Annotated in this window: 16 protein-coding genes; 14 read left to right on the top strand and 2 right to left on the bottom strand. The window is 51.6% G+C overall.

What is annotated here, in order from left to right:
- Positions 1–31 precede the first annotated feature (31 nt).
- The 11 genes from tadA (at position 32) to H7F08_RS08460 (ending at position 9764) form a co-directional block, all read left to right on the top strand.
- Positions 32–520 carry a tRNA adenosine(34) deaminase TadA gene (gene tadA / locus H7F08_RS08510; RefSeq protein WP_193640324.1) on the top strand — a complete coding sequence of 163 codons (489 nt, stop codon included), beginning with the start codon at positions 32–34 and terminating at the stop codon, positions 518–520.
- On the top strand, positions 517–948 hold the full coding sequence (locus H7F08_RS08505) for a secondary thiamine-phosphate synthase enzyme YjbQ (RefSeq protein ID WP_024893867.1): 432 nt from the start codon (positions 517–519) through the stop codon (positions 946–948). The genes tadA and H7F08_RS08505 overlap by 4 nt, the downstream gene beginning before the upstream one ends.
- Positions 949–1374 carry a hypothetical protein gene (locus H7F08_RS08500; RefSeq protein ID WP_024893868.1) on the top strand — a complete coding sequence of 142 codons (426 nt, stop codon included), beginning with the start codon at positions 949–951 and terminating at the stop codon, positions 1372–1374.
- Positions 1375–1437: 63 nt separating this feature from the next.
- Positions 1438–2979 (top strand): endonuclease MutS2, encoded by a 1542-nt coding sequence (locus H7F08_RS08495; protein WP_010642230.1) that lies wholly within the window; start codon positions 1438–1440, stop codon positions 2977–2979.
- 110 nt (positions 2980–3089) lie between these two features.
- Positions 3090–4835 carry a biosynthetic-type acetolactate synthase large subunit gene (ilvB, locus tag H7F08_RS08490; protein WP_193640323.1) on the top strand — a complete coding sequence of 582 codons (1746 nt, stop codon included), beginning with the start codon at positions 3090–3092 and terminating at the stop codon, positions 4833–4835.
- 2 nt (positions 4836–4837) lie between these two features.
- Positions 4838–5323 carry an acetolactate synthase small subunit gene (gene ilvN, locus H7F08_RS08485; protein ID WP_010642225.1) on the top strand — a complete coding sequence of 162 codons (486 nt, stop codon included), beginning with the start codon at positions 4838–4840 and terminating at the stop codon, positions 5321–5323.
- A gap of 47 nt (positions 5324–5370) precedes the next feature.
- Positions 5371–6387, top strand: coding sequence for a ketol-acid reductoisomerase (ilvC, locus tag H7F08_RS08480; RefSeq protein ID WP_031574534.1), 1017 nt, complete (start codon positions 5371–5373; stop codon positions 6385–6387).
- 97 nt (positions 6388–6484) lie between these two features.
- Complete coding sequence (locus H7F08_RS08475; RefSeq protein WP_193640322.1) at positions 6485–7156, top strand: phosphatidylserine decarboxylase; 672 nt, start codon at positions 6485–6487, stop codon at positions 7154–7156.
- Entirely contained in the window at positions 7153–7905 is a 753-nt protein-coding gene (gene pssA, locus H7F08_RS08470) for a CDP-diacylglycerol--serine O-phosphatidyltransferase (protein WP_193640321.1), read from the top strand. The genes H7F08_RS08475 and pssA overlap by 4 nt, the downstream gene beginning before the upstream one ends.
- Positions 7906–8236: 331 nt before the next feature.
- Positions 8237–9148, top strand: a complete 912-nt coding sequence (locus H7F08_RS08465) for an O-antigen ligase family protein (protein WP_193640320.1) — start codon at positions 8237–8239, stop codon at positions 9146–9148.
- Between the two features lie 436 nt (positions 9149–9584).
- Positions 9585–9764 (top strand): hypothetical protein, encoded by a 180-nt coding sequence (locus H7F08_RS08460; protein WP_031574547.1) that lies wholly within the window; start codon positions 9585–9587, stop codon positions 9762–9764.
- A gap of 1530 nt (positions 9765–11294) precedes the next feature.
- Here the strand turns inward: H7F08_RS08460 and H7F08_RS08455 are convergent.
- Positions 11295–11606, bottom strand: coding sequence for a hypothetical protein (locus H7F08_RS08455; protein ID WP_193640319.1), 312 nt, complete (start codon positions 11604–11606; stop codon positions 11295–11297).
- A gap of 16 nt (positions 11607–11622) precedes the next feature.
- On the opposite strand from H7F08_RS08455, the gene H7F08_RS15900 reads away from it, so the two are divergent.
- The 3 genes from H7F08_RS15900 (at position 11623) to H7F08_RS08440 (ending at position 14430) form a co-directional block, all read left to right on the top strand.
- On the top strand, positions 11623–11898 hold the full coding sequence (locus H7F08_RS15900) for a hypothetical protein (RefSeq protein WP_193640318.1): 276 nt from the start codon (positions 11623–11625) through the stop codon (positions 11896–11898).
- A gap of 640 nt (positions 11899–12538) precedes the next feature.
- Positions 12539–13780, top strand: coding sequence for an IS110 family transposase (locus H7F08_RS08445; protein WP_193640340.1), 1242 nt, complete (start codon positions 12539–12541; stop codon positions 13778–13780).
- Positions 13781–13869: 89 nt separating this feature from the next.
- Complete coding sequence (locus tag H7F08_RS08440) at positions 13870–14430, top strand: hypothetical protein (protein WP_193640317.1); 561 nt, start codon at positions 13870–13872, stop codon at positions 14428–14430.
- Positions 14431–14565: 135 nt separating this feature from the next.
- On the opposite strand, the gene H7F08_RS08435 is transcribed toward H7F08_RS08440, so the two are convergent.
- On the bottom strand, positions 14566–16251 hold the full coding sequence (locus tag H7F08_RS08435; protein ID WP_193640339.1) for an ArnT family glycosyltransferase: 1686 nt from the start codon (positions 16249–16251) through the stop codon (positions 14566–14568).
- Positions 16252–16298 lie beyond the last annotated feature (47 nt).

Below are 16298 nucleotides of genomic sequence, written 5' to 3'. Positions count from 1 at the left end.
GCTATAAATCAGGCAAATAGCAGGAACCTTGATGACAGCAGAGCAACGAATATCGGATAGGCGCTGGATGAGCATGGCTCTGGATCTGGCGGCGCAGTCGGCTGCTGTCGGAGAGGTGCCGGTCGGTGCGGTGCTGGTGAACGAGGACGGAGTATTCATGGCGTGCGCCCACAATGCACCCATTGCCGAACACGATCCCAGCGCGCATGCAGAAATACGGGTGTTGCGTGCAGCAGCACGTCTGGCTGAGAATTATCGACTGAGGGGATCCACGCTCTACGTCACTTTGGAACCCTGTGTCATGTGTGTAGGAGCCATGCTTCATGCCCGGGTCAGCCGGGTAGTTTACGGAGCGGCTGATTCCAAGGCGGGGGCGGTGGAAAGCCTTTATCATTTACTGGACGACTCGCGTTTTAATCATCGCATTATGGCGGAAGGTGGTCTGTTGGCAGAACAGTCAGCAATCTTATTGCGGGATTTTTTTCGGGTGCGGCGCGCCCAACAAAAGGGTAAAGCATGAAGCATTTCAGTGCGGAGTGGAAAATTCAACACGGTGGCCGGGGGCTGCATGAGCTGACGGAAAAGCTCCAGGATTGGCTCCAGAGCATAGGTGCCCGGGAGGGGCTGGTGAATGTGTTTGTTCCCCATACTTCGGCCAGTCTGATTATTCAGGAGAATGCTGATCCGGACGTGCAAAGGGATATTCTCGGGTATTTTGCCCGGCTGGTGCCCGATGATGATCCCCATTTTTATCATCGCAATGAAGGCCCGGATGATATGTCTGCGCATTTGCGTTGTGTATTGACCCAAAATAGTCTGGTCATACCGGTCAGGGAAGGCCGCGCAGCCCTTGGGGTCTGGCAGGGCGTTTTTTTATTTGAACATCGTACCCGCCCCCTGACCCGGCAGGTATTGCTCAGTTTTCAGGGCGCAACAGGAGAATTTTGAATGTCGAAATTTACAGATGTTTATCGGGGGATGCTGTGGGGTATCAAGGACTGGGCACGTTGGGACACTTTTGTGGAAACCCTGGACGCTCAGGCCGATGATGGCTGGTATGTGTATTTTGTCGGGGTGGATTATCCTGAACAGCCGGTGAAGGCTGAAGTGCTCCGGCAGCGGCTGGCGGCCATCAGTGCGTTGTTGCACCAGGATCATCGCGAAAAATACCTGGGTATTGTCTATGTGGATGATTTTGATCATCCGCAACTCATTAAAATATATGATCCCAACAACCTCGGCGCATCTTGCGGCAGCAGTGGCAAACTGGTTCCGCCCGGCTGGATTTTGTCGCGCATGGCACCTGATGATCTCGGATCATTTATCGTCCCGGAAGGCCGCAAACGCTGGTGGCGAGAACTGACTCAAGCTTAAGCGGATTGGCATTAGACGGTAGCCTTTTGTACTCTTGATAAAATTCCAAACTGAGGAGAACCCATGGAAGCCGACCTGAAACCCCTGGAATTCGAGGGGATTCGCCGATTACTGGAAAAATTGTGTGCGACCCCTTTTGGTGCCGATGCGGCCCGTAATTTGGGGCCCGCCCCCAGTGTCGGTGTCGCCCGGCAGTTACAGGATGCCATTACGGCGGCGCGCTTTGGTCTGGAGTCCGGCGAAGGACCGGTGGTTCCGGAATTACCGGATATTCGTGCTGCTATCCGCCAGGTTGCCAGTCCTGGTGCAGCACTGGCAGGAACCGCTTTCCGCAACCTGGCGCTGGTGTTGCGCGTGGGCAAGGAATTACGTCCTTTTGCTGAAAAGCGACCTACCTTGTTGCCAACCGGGCCGGAACGTCTGGATGCAGCCGCCGATCTCCTTCCCAAAATTGACGCCGTGTTGATGCCCAACGGCAGCGTCCGCGAAGATGGTAACGCCGCGCTGCGCCAATTGCATGCCGAACTCAAAACCGAACGCGATCAGATTCAGAGGTCCATGCAGTCCCACCTGGGCACTCCGGGTGCCAAATTGCACTGGTCCGGGCAGCGTGCCTGCGTACATCTGCCCGATGGCGCTACGGATCAGATTCGCGGCGTGCGGCGGGGTACCGGTCCGGGTGGTCATGGTTATCTGGTAGAGCCTATGGAACTGGTGGCCAGCAATAATCGGCTGGAGAAAATCGCCGGGAGTATTGAGCAGGAAAATCAGGCCATTCTGCGTGCGCTCAGTGATGAAGGCAGGGAACGGCTCAGTGCCCTGCAGCACTTGGTGGAATCGCTGACCTGGCTGGATCTGGCCATTGCCGGTGCGCAATTATCCATTCATTTACAGGCCAAGGCGGCAGAAATGGTGGATGAACCGGTATTGATTCTGGAAGAGGCCTATCACCCGCAACTGATCCTGGCCTACGCTGAAAAGCGCGGCCCGCAACCCAAGCCGCTGACGGTACATATAAATGCCGATTGTCCGATTCTGGTAGTGACCGGACCTAATACGGGCGGGAAAAGTGTTTCACTGAAAACTGTGGGGCTGCTGACCGTAATGGCCCATTGCGGACTGCATGTTCCGGTGGCGGGACGGGCTGTGGTCGGTAACTTCACCCGGATTTTTGTCGATATGGGCGATCCGCAAAGTGTGGCTTTTCAGCTTTCCACCTATTCCGGGCATGTGGAAGTGCTCAAACGTCTTCTTGCCGACGCCGATGATCATACCCTGATTTTACTGGATGAATTGGGTACTGGTACCGACCCGGAAGAGGGCGCCGCCCTGGCCATGGCGGTACTGGACCACCTGGCCGAGCGGGGGGTGCGCGGCATGGTGACGACCCATTTGACCCCGCTCAAATCCTTTGCTGAAAGCCATGCCTGTCTGCGTAATGCTTCCATGCGTTTTGATCATGAACGGCTGGAGCCTACCTACGAGCTGGAGATTGGTGTGCCTGGCCGTTCGCTGGGACTGGTGATTGCCGCCAAACGCGGCCTGCCGGAAAACCTGGTCGCCAAGGCCCGCGATTACATGGAAAATTTACATAAGCATTACTAATGGCGGGCTATAGATGGCGGGCAAAGTACGCCAAGGCATTTTTATTTGACCTGCATGGGAAAACTGTCTAGTTTTTTGCGCTGATACTTTATTCCCTGAGGAGTACGACGATGACGTCCCCGACCACCACCCATGAGCGCCTGAGCCCAAAAACTGAATCCGAAACCTTGACCGGTGCCGAGATTGTGGTGCGCGCCCTGCGTGATGAAGGTGTGGAATTCGTTTTTGGTTATCCCGGTGGTGCTGTTCTTTACATTTACGATGCCCTGGATAAGCAGGAAGCCGTTCAGCATGTACTGGTCCGCCATGAGCAGGCGGCTGTGCACGCTGCTGATGCCTATTCCCGGGTGACCGGCAAGGTGGGTGTGGCGCTGGTGACCAGTGGTCCGGGTGCCACCAACGCCGTTACCGGCATCGCCACGGCCTACATGGACTCCGTCCCTCTGGTGGTGATCAGTGGACAGGTTCCCGTTGCGCTGATTGGTAATGATGCCTTTCAGGAAGTGGATACGGTGGGTATTACCCGGCCTTGTACCAAGCACAATTTCCTTGTCAAGGACATCAAGGATCTGGCTAGTACCTTGAAGGCCGCTTTTTATCTGGCGGCAACCGGCAGACCTGGCCCGGTGCTGGTGGACATTCCCAAGGATGTGACCGGCCATCAGTTTGCCTATCACTATCCGGACAAGATTTCCTTGCGATCCTACAAGCCGACAGTCAAGGGACATCCCGGGCAGGTGCGCAAGGCCATGCAGATGATTGCCAGTGCCCAGCGTCCGATGTTTTATACCGGTGGCGGGGTGATATTGGGGAATGCTTCTGAAGAGCTTCGCAAGCTGGTCCGGAGCCTGAATGTGCCCATTACCCATACCCTGATGGGCCTTGGCGCTTACCCTGCTTCTGACCCCCAGTTTGTGGGGATGTTGGGTATGCATGGCACTTATGAAGCCAACATGGCGGTGCAGCATTGTGATGTGCTGGTGGCGCTGGGCGCACGTTTTGATGACCGGGTTACCGGTAATCTCGCCAAGTTCGCGCCCCATGCCAAAATTGTGCATGTGGATGTGGATCCTTCCTCCATTTCCAAAAATGTCCGGGTGGATGTGCCGATTGTCGGTGATCTCCTGCAGGTCCTGACAGAAATGAATCAGGTGCTTGGTGAATTGGATGCACTGAACGACCCCCATGCCATGCAGGCCTGGTGGGCGCAGATTGCAGAATGGCGCAAGCGCGATTGTCTCCATTACCAGCAGGATGAGCAGATCATCAAGCCGCAGTTTGTGGTACAAAAACTGTTTGAACTGACTGGTGGAGATGCCATTGTGACTTCTGATGTGGGACAGCATCAGATGTGGGCTGCCCAGTTTTATGGTTTTGATAAACCCCGTCGCTGGGTGAATAGTGGTGGTTTGGGGACGATGGGTTTTGGCTTGCCTGCAGCCATGGGAGCGCAGGTGGCTGAGCCCGATGCTACGGTGGTCTGTATTACCGGTGATGGCAGTATCCAGATGAATATTCAGGAATTATCTACCTGTCAGCAATACAAGTTGCCCCTCAAGGTGGCCTGCCTGAATAATCATTATCTCGGTATGGTCCGCCAGTGGCAGGAATTCTTTTATGAAGATCGTTATGCCATGAGCTATGTGGATGCCTTGCCGGATTTCGTGAAACTGGCTGAAGCCTATGGGCATATTGGTTTGCGTGCGGATACTCCCGCTGACGTCGAGCCAGTCATCCGCGAAGCCTTACTTCTCAAGGATCGTATGGTATTCATGGATTTCCGCGTAGATGCCAAGGAGAATGTTTATCCCATGGTGCCTGCTGGTGCGGCACTTTCTGAAATGATCCTGGTGTAAGCATGCGCCATATCATTTCTATTTTATTGGAAAACGAAGCGGGTGCCTTGTCGCGGGTGGCAGGTTTATTTTCGGCGCGGGGTTATAACATTGAGGCCATGACGGTAGCGCCAACCCATGATGCCAGCATCTCGCGCATGACTGTGGCCACCAGCGGTTCGGAAGAAATCATGGAGCAGGTACTCAAACAGTTGAACAAGCTGATTGAAGTGATTCGCGTGCATGATCTCAGCGAAGGGCCGCACATTGAGCGTGAGCTGATGCTGATCAAGGTTCACGCTGTCGGCCCTGATCGTGAAGAGGTGAAGCGGCTTTCGGATATTTTCCGGGGGCGGATCATTGACGTCACTGATCGCTCTTACACCATTGAACTCACGGGTCCTGGTGACAAGCTGGATGCCTTTATTCATGCGCTGGACCCGGGCATGGTCATTGAGGTGGTGCGCAGTGGTGCCAGCGCCATCAGTCGCGGGGCCAAGGCCATCTGAATTTTTCCTGATTATTATTCATTTTTGGTACATACGCAGAGGTTTACATGAAAGTTTACTACGATAACGATGCTGATTTGGCTCTCATCCAGAAAAAGAAAGTAGCCATCATTGGTTACGGCTCACAGGGGCATGCCCATGCTCTGAACCTCAAGGATTCCGGGGTTTCCGTAGTGGTCGGTCTGCGCAAGGACTCTGCTTCATGGGACAAGGCCGTCAAGTCCGGTCTGGAAGTGAAAGAAGTCGGTGACGCAGTGGCCAGCGCTGATGTGGTCATGATTCTGACGCCGGATGAAGGCCAGGCCGCTTTGTACCGTGATGAAATTGCGCCCAAAATCAAACAGGGTGCGGCACTGGTTTTTGCCCATGGTTTTAACGTGCATTTCGGTCAGATTCATCCCCGCGCTGATCTGGACTGCTTTCTGGTGGCGCCCAAGGGGCCCGGCCATCTGGTCCGTTCCACTTACACCCAGGGAGGTGGGGTGCCCAGTCTGATTGCCGTGCATCAGGACGCCAGTGGCAACGCCACCAATATTGCTCTGGCTTATGCCAAGGCCAATGGTGGTACTCGTGCCGGGGTCATCGAAACGTCCTTCCGTGAAGAAACCGAAACCGATTTGTTTGGTGAGCAGGCGGTACTCTGCGGCGGCGCCACGGCCCTGGTACAGGCCGGTTTTGAAACGCTGGTCGAAGCAGGGTATGCGCCGGAAATGGCCTATTTTGAGTGTATGCACGAGCTGAAGCTGATTGTCGATCTGATGTACGAGGGGGGTATTGCCAACATGCGTTACTCCATCTCCAACACGGCAGAATATGGGGATCTTACCCGTGGCCCGCGTGTGGTGAATGCCGAGACCAAGGCCGAGATGAAGAAAATTCTCACTGAAATCCAGACGGGTCAGTTCGCCAGGGAATTCATTCTGGAAAATCAGGCTGGCAAGGCGACCATGCAGGCCATGCGCCGGATAGGTGCCGAGCATCCTATTGAAGTGGTGGGTAACAAGCTGCGGTCCATGATGACCTGGATTGGTCAGAACCGGATTGTGGATCGTTCACGCAACTAAATTTGTTTGCACTTTTGAAAAAGGGTGAATTCCTCTTGGGCCAGAACCTTGGGTGTTCGCCCTTTTCTCATGGCTCCGGTCCTGATACGCTCCGCCCATGAAAACTGACTATCCATATCCTGTTCTGGCGCGTGAAGGCTGGCCTTTTCTGCTCGCCTTTCTGATCATCGCCGTTGTCTTGCAGATTTTTTTGACAGGTTGGTGGTTGCTCCTCCCGGCTATTTTTTATCTGTTGTTTTTGTTCAGTCTGCAGTTTTTTCGGGATCCTCGTCGGCCCTTACCGGATTTGTCCTCCCGGTCTGTCCTTTGTCCAGCGGATGGTCGGGTGATTGCCATTGAGCAGGTCGATGATCCTTACCTGTCGCGACCAGCGCTTAAAATCAGTATTTTTATGAATGTGTTTGATGTACACGTCAATCGCATGCCGGTCAGTGGACATATACAAAATGTCTGGTATTTCCCGGGCAGGTTTTTTAATGCCGCCCTGGACAAAGCCTCAGTGGAAAATGAACGGAATGCGATTTGGGTGAAAACTCCCGGAGGGCATGACGTCACCGTGGTGCAGGTGGCGGGTCTGGTGGCCCGGCGCATTGTCTGCTATGTCCGTAACGATCATGACGTGGCCAGTGGACAGCGTTTTGGTTTTATTCGTTTTGGATCGCGGGTAGATACCTATTTACCACTGGACACGGAAGTTCAGGTGCGGATTGGTGAGAGGGTGCGTTCCGGCGCGCAGTGCCTGGCTACTTTGCCTGGATCCATATCATGAATCCCCGGTATCCCCGGCGGGGCGTTTATGTACTCCCCAATTTATTTACGACAGCCAGTCTTTTTGCCGGTTTTTATTCCATTGTTGCGTCTATTCATGGCCATTATCGTACCGCCGCAATCGTCATATTCATCGCCATGATTCTTGACGGTCTTGATGGCAGAGTTGCCCGCATGACGCATACGGAAAGTGCTTTTGGTGCCGAATATGATTCACTGGCCGACGTCATCGCCTTTGGATTGGCTCCCGCCATTCTGGTGCTGCTTTGGGGGCTTCAGGATTTCGGCAAGTTCGGCTGGTTGGGTGCTTTTGTTTATACGGCTTGCGGGGCCTTGCGTCTGGCGCGTTTTAATACCCAGGTGCACAGTGCTTCAAAACGCTACTTTCAGGGCTTGCCGATCCCTACTGCTGCAGCAGTTCTGGCCAGTCTGGTCTGGGTGGCCGTTGGCGAGGGGTATCCCTGGCTGACCCAGATCAGTGAATATATCGCCTTGGGATTGGTCTATGTTTTGGGGCTGCTGATGGTCAGTAATGTCCGTTTTCGCAGTTTCAAGGATTTTGACCTGCACGGGCGTGTTCCTTTTGCACTGGCTATTATTGTCGTTTTGGTGGTCGCCCTGATCGCCGTACATCCGCCTTTGGTGCTTTTCTTTGCCGGGATTATATACGTGGCAGTGGGTTTGGTGCTGACCCTTTGGCAGATCCGCAGCCGGCGTTTAAAAAGACGCCGTGGAAGCCATTCGTCTTGAGTTGATTTTTATATCACCACAGGGAAGTGTTTAGATGGGAGCGAAAACAGTTCTTTGGTGTCGTGAAAAAGTCCCGTTCATGGCATTATGGTTGGTATTTCTAACAATTCCTTTGGCCATTTCGCTCACCAAATATGCAGCCATAATTTTTTTGATTACGTTCTTATGGTCGGGATATTGGCGACAACTGCGGCCAAACATTTTTATTTTGACGATAGCTATTATTTTCATTATCAATATGTATGATTTGTTTCGTTATCATTTGGCTGCGAATGATTACGAGCCAGTAAGACATATTTGGTATTTATGGTTTTTGCCCCTGGTGGCGGTAATGCCCTGGCAGAAGAAAGACTATGTTTACCTGTTGCGATCTTTTATTGTCGCGCTGACCACTAATGGATTGATAGGTATATTGCAAGTACTGGGTTGGCACTTCCGGGATCTCCTTGGGCAGGGGCCAATTGGTCTGGCACAAACCCATATTACTTTCAGTATGATGCTGGCCTCAGGGTTGTTGCTGTTGATGTTTGCCATCACGGAAAAAACTTTGTTCTGGAGCCCGCGCATTGCTCTTGGCATATTTATATTATTGCTCTGGCAGTTGATGTTTACGATTGGCAGAACGGGGCAGGCGGTATATTTTATATTGGCTTTGCTGGTTTTATTGTGGATGTTTCCGCGCTATCGGGTTGCCGGAACAGTAGCTGGTTTTGTTCTGGCGGGCATTGCCTTGCTTTCCCCGGTTTTGCGTAGTCGCTGGATTCAGGCTGTGTACGATGTTTATCTGTTTTTTAATGGCTGGGTGATTACCAGTGTTGGTTTACGTCTGGTCTATGCACACTCAGCTATACAGATGTTTGCTGAACATCCTTTTTTTGGAGTGGGCGCAGGACAGTTCAGAACGTCCTATTATGATCTGGCAAGAAGAGGTCTGGAGCCTAAATTGCCTCCTGTTGTGGATAGCATGATCGGTCCTAATAATTCATTTTTGGCCTATTTATCAGAGTTGGGTTTGTTTGGATTTATTCCGCTGGTTATTTTGATAGGCTATTTGGGGATCCGGGCATGGCGCCATAGTGATCCACTGCTGCGCTATGTGCAGGTGGTTACCTGGTTATGGTTTGTGCTGGGTAGCTTTGCAGATACATTTATCTGGCTGGAGGGTCAGGCAATTCCTTTTGCCATTTTAATGGCTGTGCAATATGGGCAAGAAAAAAGATCAGCTCCTGAAAATGCTTTTTGATTGACTTTATTGGTGCGCCTGAAGGGACTCGAACCCCTGACCTACGGCTTAGAAGGCCGAATTTCCGCCTTTTTGTATCAACGAGATATGCAAAGATTGATTATATAAACAGCACGTTATTCGTTTTTATGTTCCCTATTATTCCCCGTCATTCCCAAGCCGCATTGAGCGCAGATTGAGCGCGGAACAACCAACTGATTCAGTCTCACTGATAGATATAAATAATCTCATTCCCTAATATTCCCTGCCATCCCTGTTCTCAGTGTCTGGGGATCGGGAAAGTATTACCGTGGATCGTTTATTATGTGGGGTCCGTTGTGACGCCTTTGGTGGACCTGCACCCACGTGTCGCAGAGTATCCAGCGTTGGTAGATGCGGAAATTACCATGTTATGCAAACGGTAGGAATCCGATTAAAGGCGGAGGGACACTCCTGAATGATTACAATTTCAGCACGATGGATCGAGGATGTGTATGCTTTGCTGAACCCGTATGTATTATCTACTCCCAAAATTCAGTCCTATCTGACTTATCGACTGAATCAACATGGAGTGCAGGTGAATACAGAATCCGGCGCTTTGAAAGGGACGGATTTCTCATGGATGTGCATTCCCTGAATAGTTGTCTGCTAAAGAATTTTTTTCGTCTGATGTGTCCTGTATCCAGACTTCATCGAAATTATAGCCAGATGGCACAGTATTATTGATTCTTTTTTACTACTGGATAGAGACAGGTTCGGGAACGAATGATGACAAATTCAGAAACTAAAAAAACAAGTTATGCCCTTAGGGTGCTTCATTGTTTCAAGTGCGACCATCGGGTAGGAATAGTTCACACCGGCGTTTATGTCTAAGAATCACAAGACATGGGATACAGATCCTAATAGGCGAATATTCAGAAGCAACCTGAACGTCATTGGGGTACCAGAATGACCGAGTGGCGTTCGCGTAGACCATATCTGGAGCTCGTACATCCTTTTGGGATTCTTTGCGCTCCGTAGTAGTTTCTTTGTCAGAGTTAGTTCTTAAATGACCTCCAACCCCGAACTGGGGGGCCTTTAAGTTCGTTTCGCGCTTAGCCATGTGCACCTCCCTTTTTGCAATCCAGCGGAAAATGTCAATTATCGGGATATGAGGGCGCATCTATCCAACACCTGCGGTTACTCGTGCATATCCATAGAATGCCACCATTTTGGTGCTAAAATATCGACATAATGGTGACATTCGTTGTTATGACGAGAAATGGCAATAAAATAGAGACTAAATGGTGACATTATGGTGAAAAATAGAAGTAAGCATAAAACTGGCCTCTATGTCGCGCTGCTTATCAAAAAAACATATGAAGTTGTCAAAAACGAGAGCCGCAACGATCCATACCGATAGGTACCTTTGCGTACAGCTCAAGATTGAAGCACAATGAGGGGATTCTTGAAATTTACGAAGATTTATATTAGGCCATGCGTTCCGCAGGAAGTCGTATTTGAAGTACATTTTTGATATTTTGCAATAGATCGGTGTGCAGACCGTTGTTATGCTTTTTAAGCCGAAAATAGTGCGATCTATCCCCGAACTTTGGCATGGCCGAGCGCTCTTCAATATTTCTAGCTGAAAAGTTATCAGCGACACGAAAACGTCGTTAATTGAATATCTATTAACAGACTTTTTTTGGGCTGGTTTCTGTGCTAATAAAATTGCATTCGATAAACCTAGCGGGGGGAGTATTTCAAGAAAAGCAAAATAAGATGTTTATGTATGATATTTTACGCCATTATTTTCGGAACGCAAAAAACGGCTCCTCGACGTGATCGGTCTACTCTATGAGCCGTTTTTCGCCATTTATGGGTGCTAAAGCTATTATTTTTTACGTGGAGAAAAATACGGGCCCCTGACTGGGTTAATTCAGCATGATGGTTCGGTCGCAGCTATTCCGACACCCACAGGTAAACCCAACCATTGCCGGATATGCTATACACTGAGAGCAGGTCTGGTTCCCGCGCCATTCTCAACCACCATTGGCCTTTGTACTCTGGTTTTCCAGTCTATTTAGACTCCAAAGCCAGAGTCCTTTCGGAACATGTTCAACTTCCAGAGTATGCCCGAAACAAGACCAGCGGTTCACTGCCGCCAATTCTGAAGGCTGGATGGATACTATTGAACCATACAGGTTGTAGCGCGATGCCAGGCCGCCACCACTGGCCCAATACAATGGCCATTGGACTCGAGCTGCACAGCGATTTCCAGATGTTGATCACGCCATATCAGGTAACGATCTGATGATGGGGATGAAACCCAGGCTGGCGGCAATCCACAGCGTGTCGTTGCAGACAATGCCACGATTACGCTCTCCACACCGTTTTCCCTGACGTAGCAGCGCAACCGTCCTTTTTTCCCAAGCTCCAGCAGAGTATCCCCCAGCCAGTTCCGATCCATCCGCACCATGCCGCTAGTGTAGTGTTGCATTCTGTTTGCTGCTTAAGTGGCTGTTGGCGCGAATGACCTTTTGCAGGATGTCGCGGGCGGTTTTGGTCCAGATGAAGGGTTTGGGATGGGTGTTGTGGTGGTCGATGTACCCCTCAATGGCCTGGTGTTCACCAGTGTGCCTGAACTCATCCAGGCCATTGAGGGGTACATCGACCACCACAACACCCATCCCAAACCCTTCATCTGGACCAAAACCGCCCGCGACATCCTGCAAAAGGTCATTCGCGCCAACAACCACTTAAGCAGTAAACAGAATGCAACGCTACACTAGGCTGAGGGTAAACAATTCAGGAAAGGATCATTGCTATGCGCATGGATCAATACACAGAAATTCAACGCAGAAGTTTTCGGGTTCTGCGGCTGATCACCGCTCTGGTTGCGGTAGCTATTCTTTCAGGATGCATCATCGCTCCTGGCGGTTATGGGTACGGCTACCGTGGTCATCCTCCCATTCACCGAGGATGGTGGCACCACGGAGGATGGCACCACGGGCAGTGGCGGTGATGCCATGGATGCTCATAGGAAAAAGTATCGTGACTACTTCATATCCAGTTTCCTGTCAGTCACGTTTTGGGGGTTACTGCTGTTCGCAACATGGGCGGCTTCGAGCCCAATGGCCGCCGCACAGATAAATTTCGCGTTCACCGTCGGAGACGGGGTCAATGCGTATTACCTGTCTAACGTCCATTGCGACTCGCGCCACCCCGGAGAATGAAAGAGAATGGGAGCGGGTGGCGGCGGATTGAGATCGCGCGAAATTTTGGTGACTTGATCCCGTTTCTAACGTGACCCGCCGGGCCGACTCGTACCCCGGATTGCCTCCATGAGAGCGCACATTAAGCGGACCGCCTGTGGCTTGCTGCAGGCAGGTTGATTCGGCATCGGCATCCGTCGCCTCCCACGTTTTCAGTATAGATGGAGAGGAAAGCCAATGGGAACTGAAACCCATTTTTCAACGTGTGATCGGCCTGGATATTCATCAGGCACAAGTCACGGCCTGTGCCATCATAGGCAACCCGGATGGCACTGTGGAGGTAGAGCGCCGTCAGTTTGGCAGCTTCAAGAAAGACCGTCGGGCCTTGGCGGATTGGTGTGCGACCTGGCAGCCGGATGCAGTGGTCATGGAGAGTACTGGGATTTACTGGAAAAGTCCCTATGCAGCCTTGGAGCAGGTCGGCATTCGTGCCCAGGTCGTCAATGCCTGTCACGTCAAACAGGTGCCCGGTCGCAAAACCGATGTCGGCGATGCGGAATGGCTGGCCATGCTGGCGCGCGCGGGCTTGTTACGCGGTTCCTTTGTCCCGCCGGCGCCACTGCGGGAATTACGCTTGATTGCCCGCCAACGCCAGAAGTTGGTCGGCATGCTGGCCTCCGAAAAAAACCGGCTACACAAGGTGCTGACCGACGGGGGGATCCGCCTGGGCGTGGTGGTCAGCGACATTCATGGTCAATCGGCACGCGCCATGATCAAGGCGCTGATTCAGGGCGCCACGCCTCAGGAGGTACTGTCCCTGGCGAGCCATCGCCTCAAGGCCAGCCGGGAGGAGATTCTGGATGCGTTGCAGGGCGATTTGAGTGCCTGCCATCGTTTTGTTCTGGACGAAGTGATGCACCATATCGAAGCCCTGGAAGCGCAGATCGCGCGCTTCGATACCCGCTTGCTGGACGGTTTGGCCCCGCAACAGCATGCACTGGCGTTGCTGCAGACCTTGCCGGGAGTGGATACTATAGGTGCTGCCTTATTGCTGGTGGAAATCGGGGACGATATGAAGGCCTTCGGGAGTGCCGATCGCCTGGCGTCGTGGGCCGGTCTGTGCCCGGGCAACAACGAATCGGCCGGTAAGCGCAAAAGTGGTCGCACCCGGAAAGGGAATCCTTACGTGCGCCGCGTCTTGTGCGAATGCGCCCATGCCGCCAGTCGCACCCAATGCGCCCTGCGCACCAAATTCCAGAACCTGGTCGTGCGCCGAGGTCATAAACGATCCATTATCGCCTTGGCCCACAAAATGCTGCGCATCATCTACTTCATGCTCTCTCGCGGCACATATTACCGGGACGCCGCCACCGATTATGAAGCCTTGAGCGTACAACGTAATGCCGCACGCTGGATTAAAAAGCTGATCAAGTTCGGATTCCTGCCCGATCCGGCATAACCGCTTTAAGATCCCGTAAAATGGTCCTCACCGGCCAGGGACTTCTGTGCCCGTAATCCCATTTCTTTCACATTAACGTGTCAAACTTTGTGTACGCATACGATAATTACTACTACGACTGGACGGGCAATGGCTGGCTGTACAGCACGGACTACTATGGTCCTTGGTATCTATTACCGGCAACCAGCTTCTTGCCACTCCCGCTCGAATATGGGCCGCCACCACCGACTTATCCCTACCAACCCTATTTCTTCTGGTGGCGATCCAGAGTGGCGCCCTGGTATCAGGTGCACCATCCCCATTGGTGGTTTCGGCACCATGCGGACATGGCGCATTACCGGATATGGCGGTCCCGCGTGATCCCTTTATACCGGGGTAGGCCTTTTTATCGCGGACCCATGCACCCGGTATTTCACCACCCATATCCCGTTCGTCGGATTGCCGGGCCGGTGATGCGGGGCAGAGTAATTCACCCGGTGGTTCATCCGATATTCAGACCAGGATTTCGACAGGGCGCACGTCCCGTTTTTCACCCGCCGGTGCACGGACCTATAGCGCGTCCGCACCCAATCTATCACCCCGGTCAACCACAACGGTTCCACCCAAGCTTCCGCCACCTGCCGGTGCATCGTGCCATGCACCCGGTTTAAAGAAATGGGGGGCAGAGGGGTCCTGGCGGGCACACTCCCGGAATCGTCAAACTTTGGGAGCTCCCCCAGCTGAGGGCTTAGCTTGAGGAAATTAAACAACAAAGCTAATGACATATAAACCAAGGTGAAACTGCTTCATCTGGATGGTAACAACTTACTTGTTGACTTTTCATTTTTCTGATTTATACCGTAAGTCCTTCTCTTAATCTGTATCAGAGTGATGTATTCGTGACTATATATCTCGTAAGCCGTCATGATATTTTTATGGTTATAAGCGTTCGGAATAGAAGCAAGCACTGCAGGGGTTTGTGCTTGCGGGCAAACCAAATATAAAGGATGGATACCCAGGACATCCGGCAATTCGGTCAAGGATTGCAGATGCTGAATTGGCATATCACCACGTCCAGCATAAAACAAAAAATTTGGTTGAAACCAGTCCCAAGAAGCCAGCCTATAAGGTGCATTTCCCTGTAATGCCGCAATTTTTTTCCCCATGGTCTGCGACGGTTTGAGATAATCAACAGGCGGTAGATACACAAATACCAGTAGGGCACTTAGAGCGACACTTCCGATCCCTAATACTATCCATGCACTTGTCCAATACTGCTTCCAAAACAACACAACGGCTACCGCTGCGGCAAGCATATAGGGGAACCCGATCATAACCATAGAGGGAAGTTTGGGTTCGCTTATGGGTAAAAACCACGTAGCAAAAATACTGAGCGCTAGACCAATTATAAATAGTACAGAAGAGGAAAAGATCAGTCCACGGCGTCGCGGCAGCCTACTTTCTCTACGGAATTTATCAAACCAAACAGCAATGAGAATAAATAAGGGTGGATACGCTTCCCACACATAATTAGGGAGCTTTGTTGCTGATAGAGTAAAAAAGGCGATCCAGGTGCCTGCCCAGCTCAGCAGGAACAGTGTTATTGCCTGTTCCTGCAAAAAACACCTTCGGTTTTGCCATAGATCATGAAAAATCTGTGGCAGAAATATGGACCATGGCAACATCCCCAGGAAAGTGCTTATGACGTAATACACCCAAGGACCGCGATGCCCCTGCATGCTTTTGTTGAAACGTCCGATATTCTGTTGAAAAATAAATAACCGATCCCACACCCAGTGAGTTTCAATCCCTACCGCCAGATACCATGGCAACACTATCAGTAGAAAGAGAGGAATACCTGTTACCAGTCGTCCCTCCCGCCAAAGAAAAGAAAGCTGCTGACGCAACAACAAAAAAAGTACGACTATAAGGCCAGGCAAAAGAAATCCAATAGGCCCTTTATCCAAGGTAGCAAGCGCCATGGCGGCGTAGCTGATGTGCAATTCACGGCTGCGAATTTCCAGATACATATATCCGCGCAGGTAACTCAGCAACGCAATGGTAGTCAAGAGAATCAGTAGCGGGTCCGGCGTGGCGCTACGAAATATTACCGTACTATGCAAGGCAGTTGCTGTAATCAAGCCGGTAATCACTGCCACGGATTCACCGTAGAGACGCTTCAGAGCTAAGATCAGGTAAAAAATCAGCAGTGCGCCTACCAGTGCGGAGCCAATGCGTAATCCCCAGGAATTCATCCCTAGCATCTTTACGCCCGTCCACATCAACCAATAATTCAGTGCAGGCTTGTCGGGCAAAAGACGGGCATTATAAATAGGTACGATCAGATTATGCTCGGCTATTTGATCCTTTAGGCTTTGTGCATAAATGGGCTCGTCTATATCCCAGAGGCTGGTGTTACCTGTGCCCCATGCAAAAAAAAGAAAAGCTAACAAGAAGATAGTCAGCGCCCGGAACNTKGNATTTCCCGGCAAAGAGCCTGGGGCGTACCCATTGCCCTGTTTTTCTGCGGCCAGTGTGG

The sequence above is a fragment of the Acidithiobacillus sp. HP-11 genome (assembly GCF_015100075.1).
GTDB lineage: Bacteria > Pseudomonadota > Gammaproteobacteria > Acidithiobacillales > Acidithiobacillaceae > Acidithiobacillus > Acidithiobacillus thiooxidans.
The sequence above is the reverse complement of the archived record's forward strand: the minus strand, read 5'-3'. Positions and strand labels throughout refer to the sequence as shown.

Excerpts from the sequence above, each read along its gene's own strand:
- H7F08_RS08500 (WP_024893868.1), top strand. The coding sequence starts at position 949 with ATGTCGAAATTTACAGATGTTTATCGGGGGATGCTGTGGGGTATCAAG.
- tadA (WP_193640324.1), top strand. The coding sequence starts at position 32 with ATGACAGCAGAGCAACGAATATCGGATAGGCGCTGGATGAGCATGGCT.
- H7F08_RS08505 (WP_024893867.1), top strand. The coding sequence starts at position 517 with ATGAAGCATTTCAGTGCGGAGTGGAAAATTCAACACGGTGGCCGGGGG.
- H7F08_RS08460 (WP_031574547.1), top strand. The coding sequence starts at position 9,585 with ATGATTACAATTTCAGCACGATGGATCGAGGATGTGTATGCTTTGCTG.
- ilvN (WP_010642225.1), top strand. The coding sequence starts at position 4,838 with ATGCGCCATATCATTTCTATTTTATTGGAAAACGAAGCGGGTGCCTTG.
- H7F08_RS08495 (WP_010642230.1), top strand. The coding sequence starts at position 1,438 with ATGGAAGCCGACCTGAAACCCCTGGAATTCGAGGGGATTCGCCGATTA.
- pssA (WP_193640321.1), top strand. The coding sequence starts at position 7,153 with ATGAATCCCCGGTATCCCCGGCGGGGCGTTTATGTACTCCCCAATTTA.
- ilvC (WP_031574534.1), top strand. The coding sequence starts at position 5,371 with ATGAAAGTTTACTACGATAACGATGCTGATTTGGCTCTCATCCAGAAA.
- H7F08_RS08465 (WP_193640320.1), top strand. The coding sequence starts at position 8,237 with ATGCCCTGGCAGAAGAAAGACTATGTTTACCTGTTGCGATCTTTTATT.
- ilvB (WP_193640323.1), top strand. The coding sequence starts at position 3,090 with ATGACGTCCCCGACCACCACCCATGAGCGCCTGAGCCCAAAAACTGAA.
- H7F08_RS08455 (WP_193640319.1), bottom strand. The coding sequence starts at position 11,606 with ATGCAACACTACACTAGCGGCATGGTGCGGATGGATCGGAACTGGCTG.
- H7F08_RS08475 (WP_193640322.1), top strand. The coding sequence starts at position 6,485 with ATGAAAACTGACTATCCATATCCTGTTCTGGCGCGTGAAGGCTGGCCT.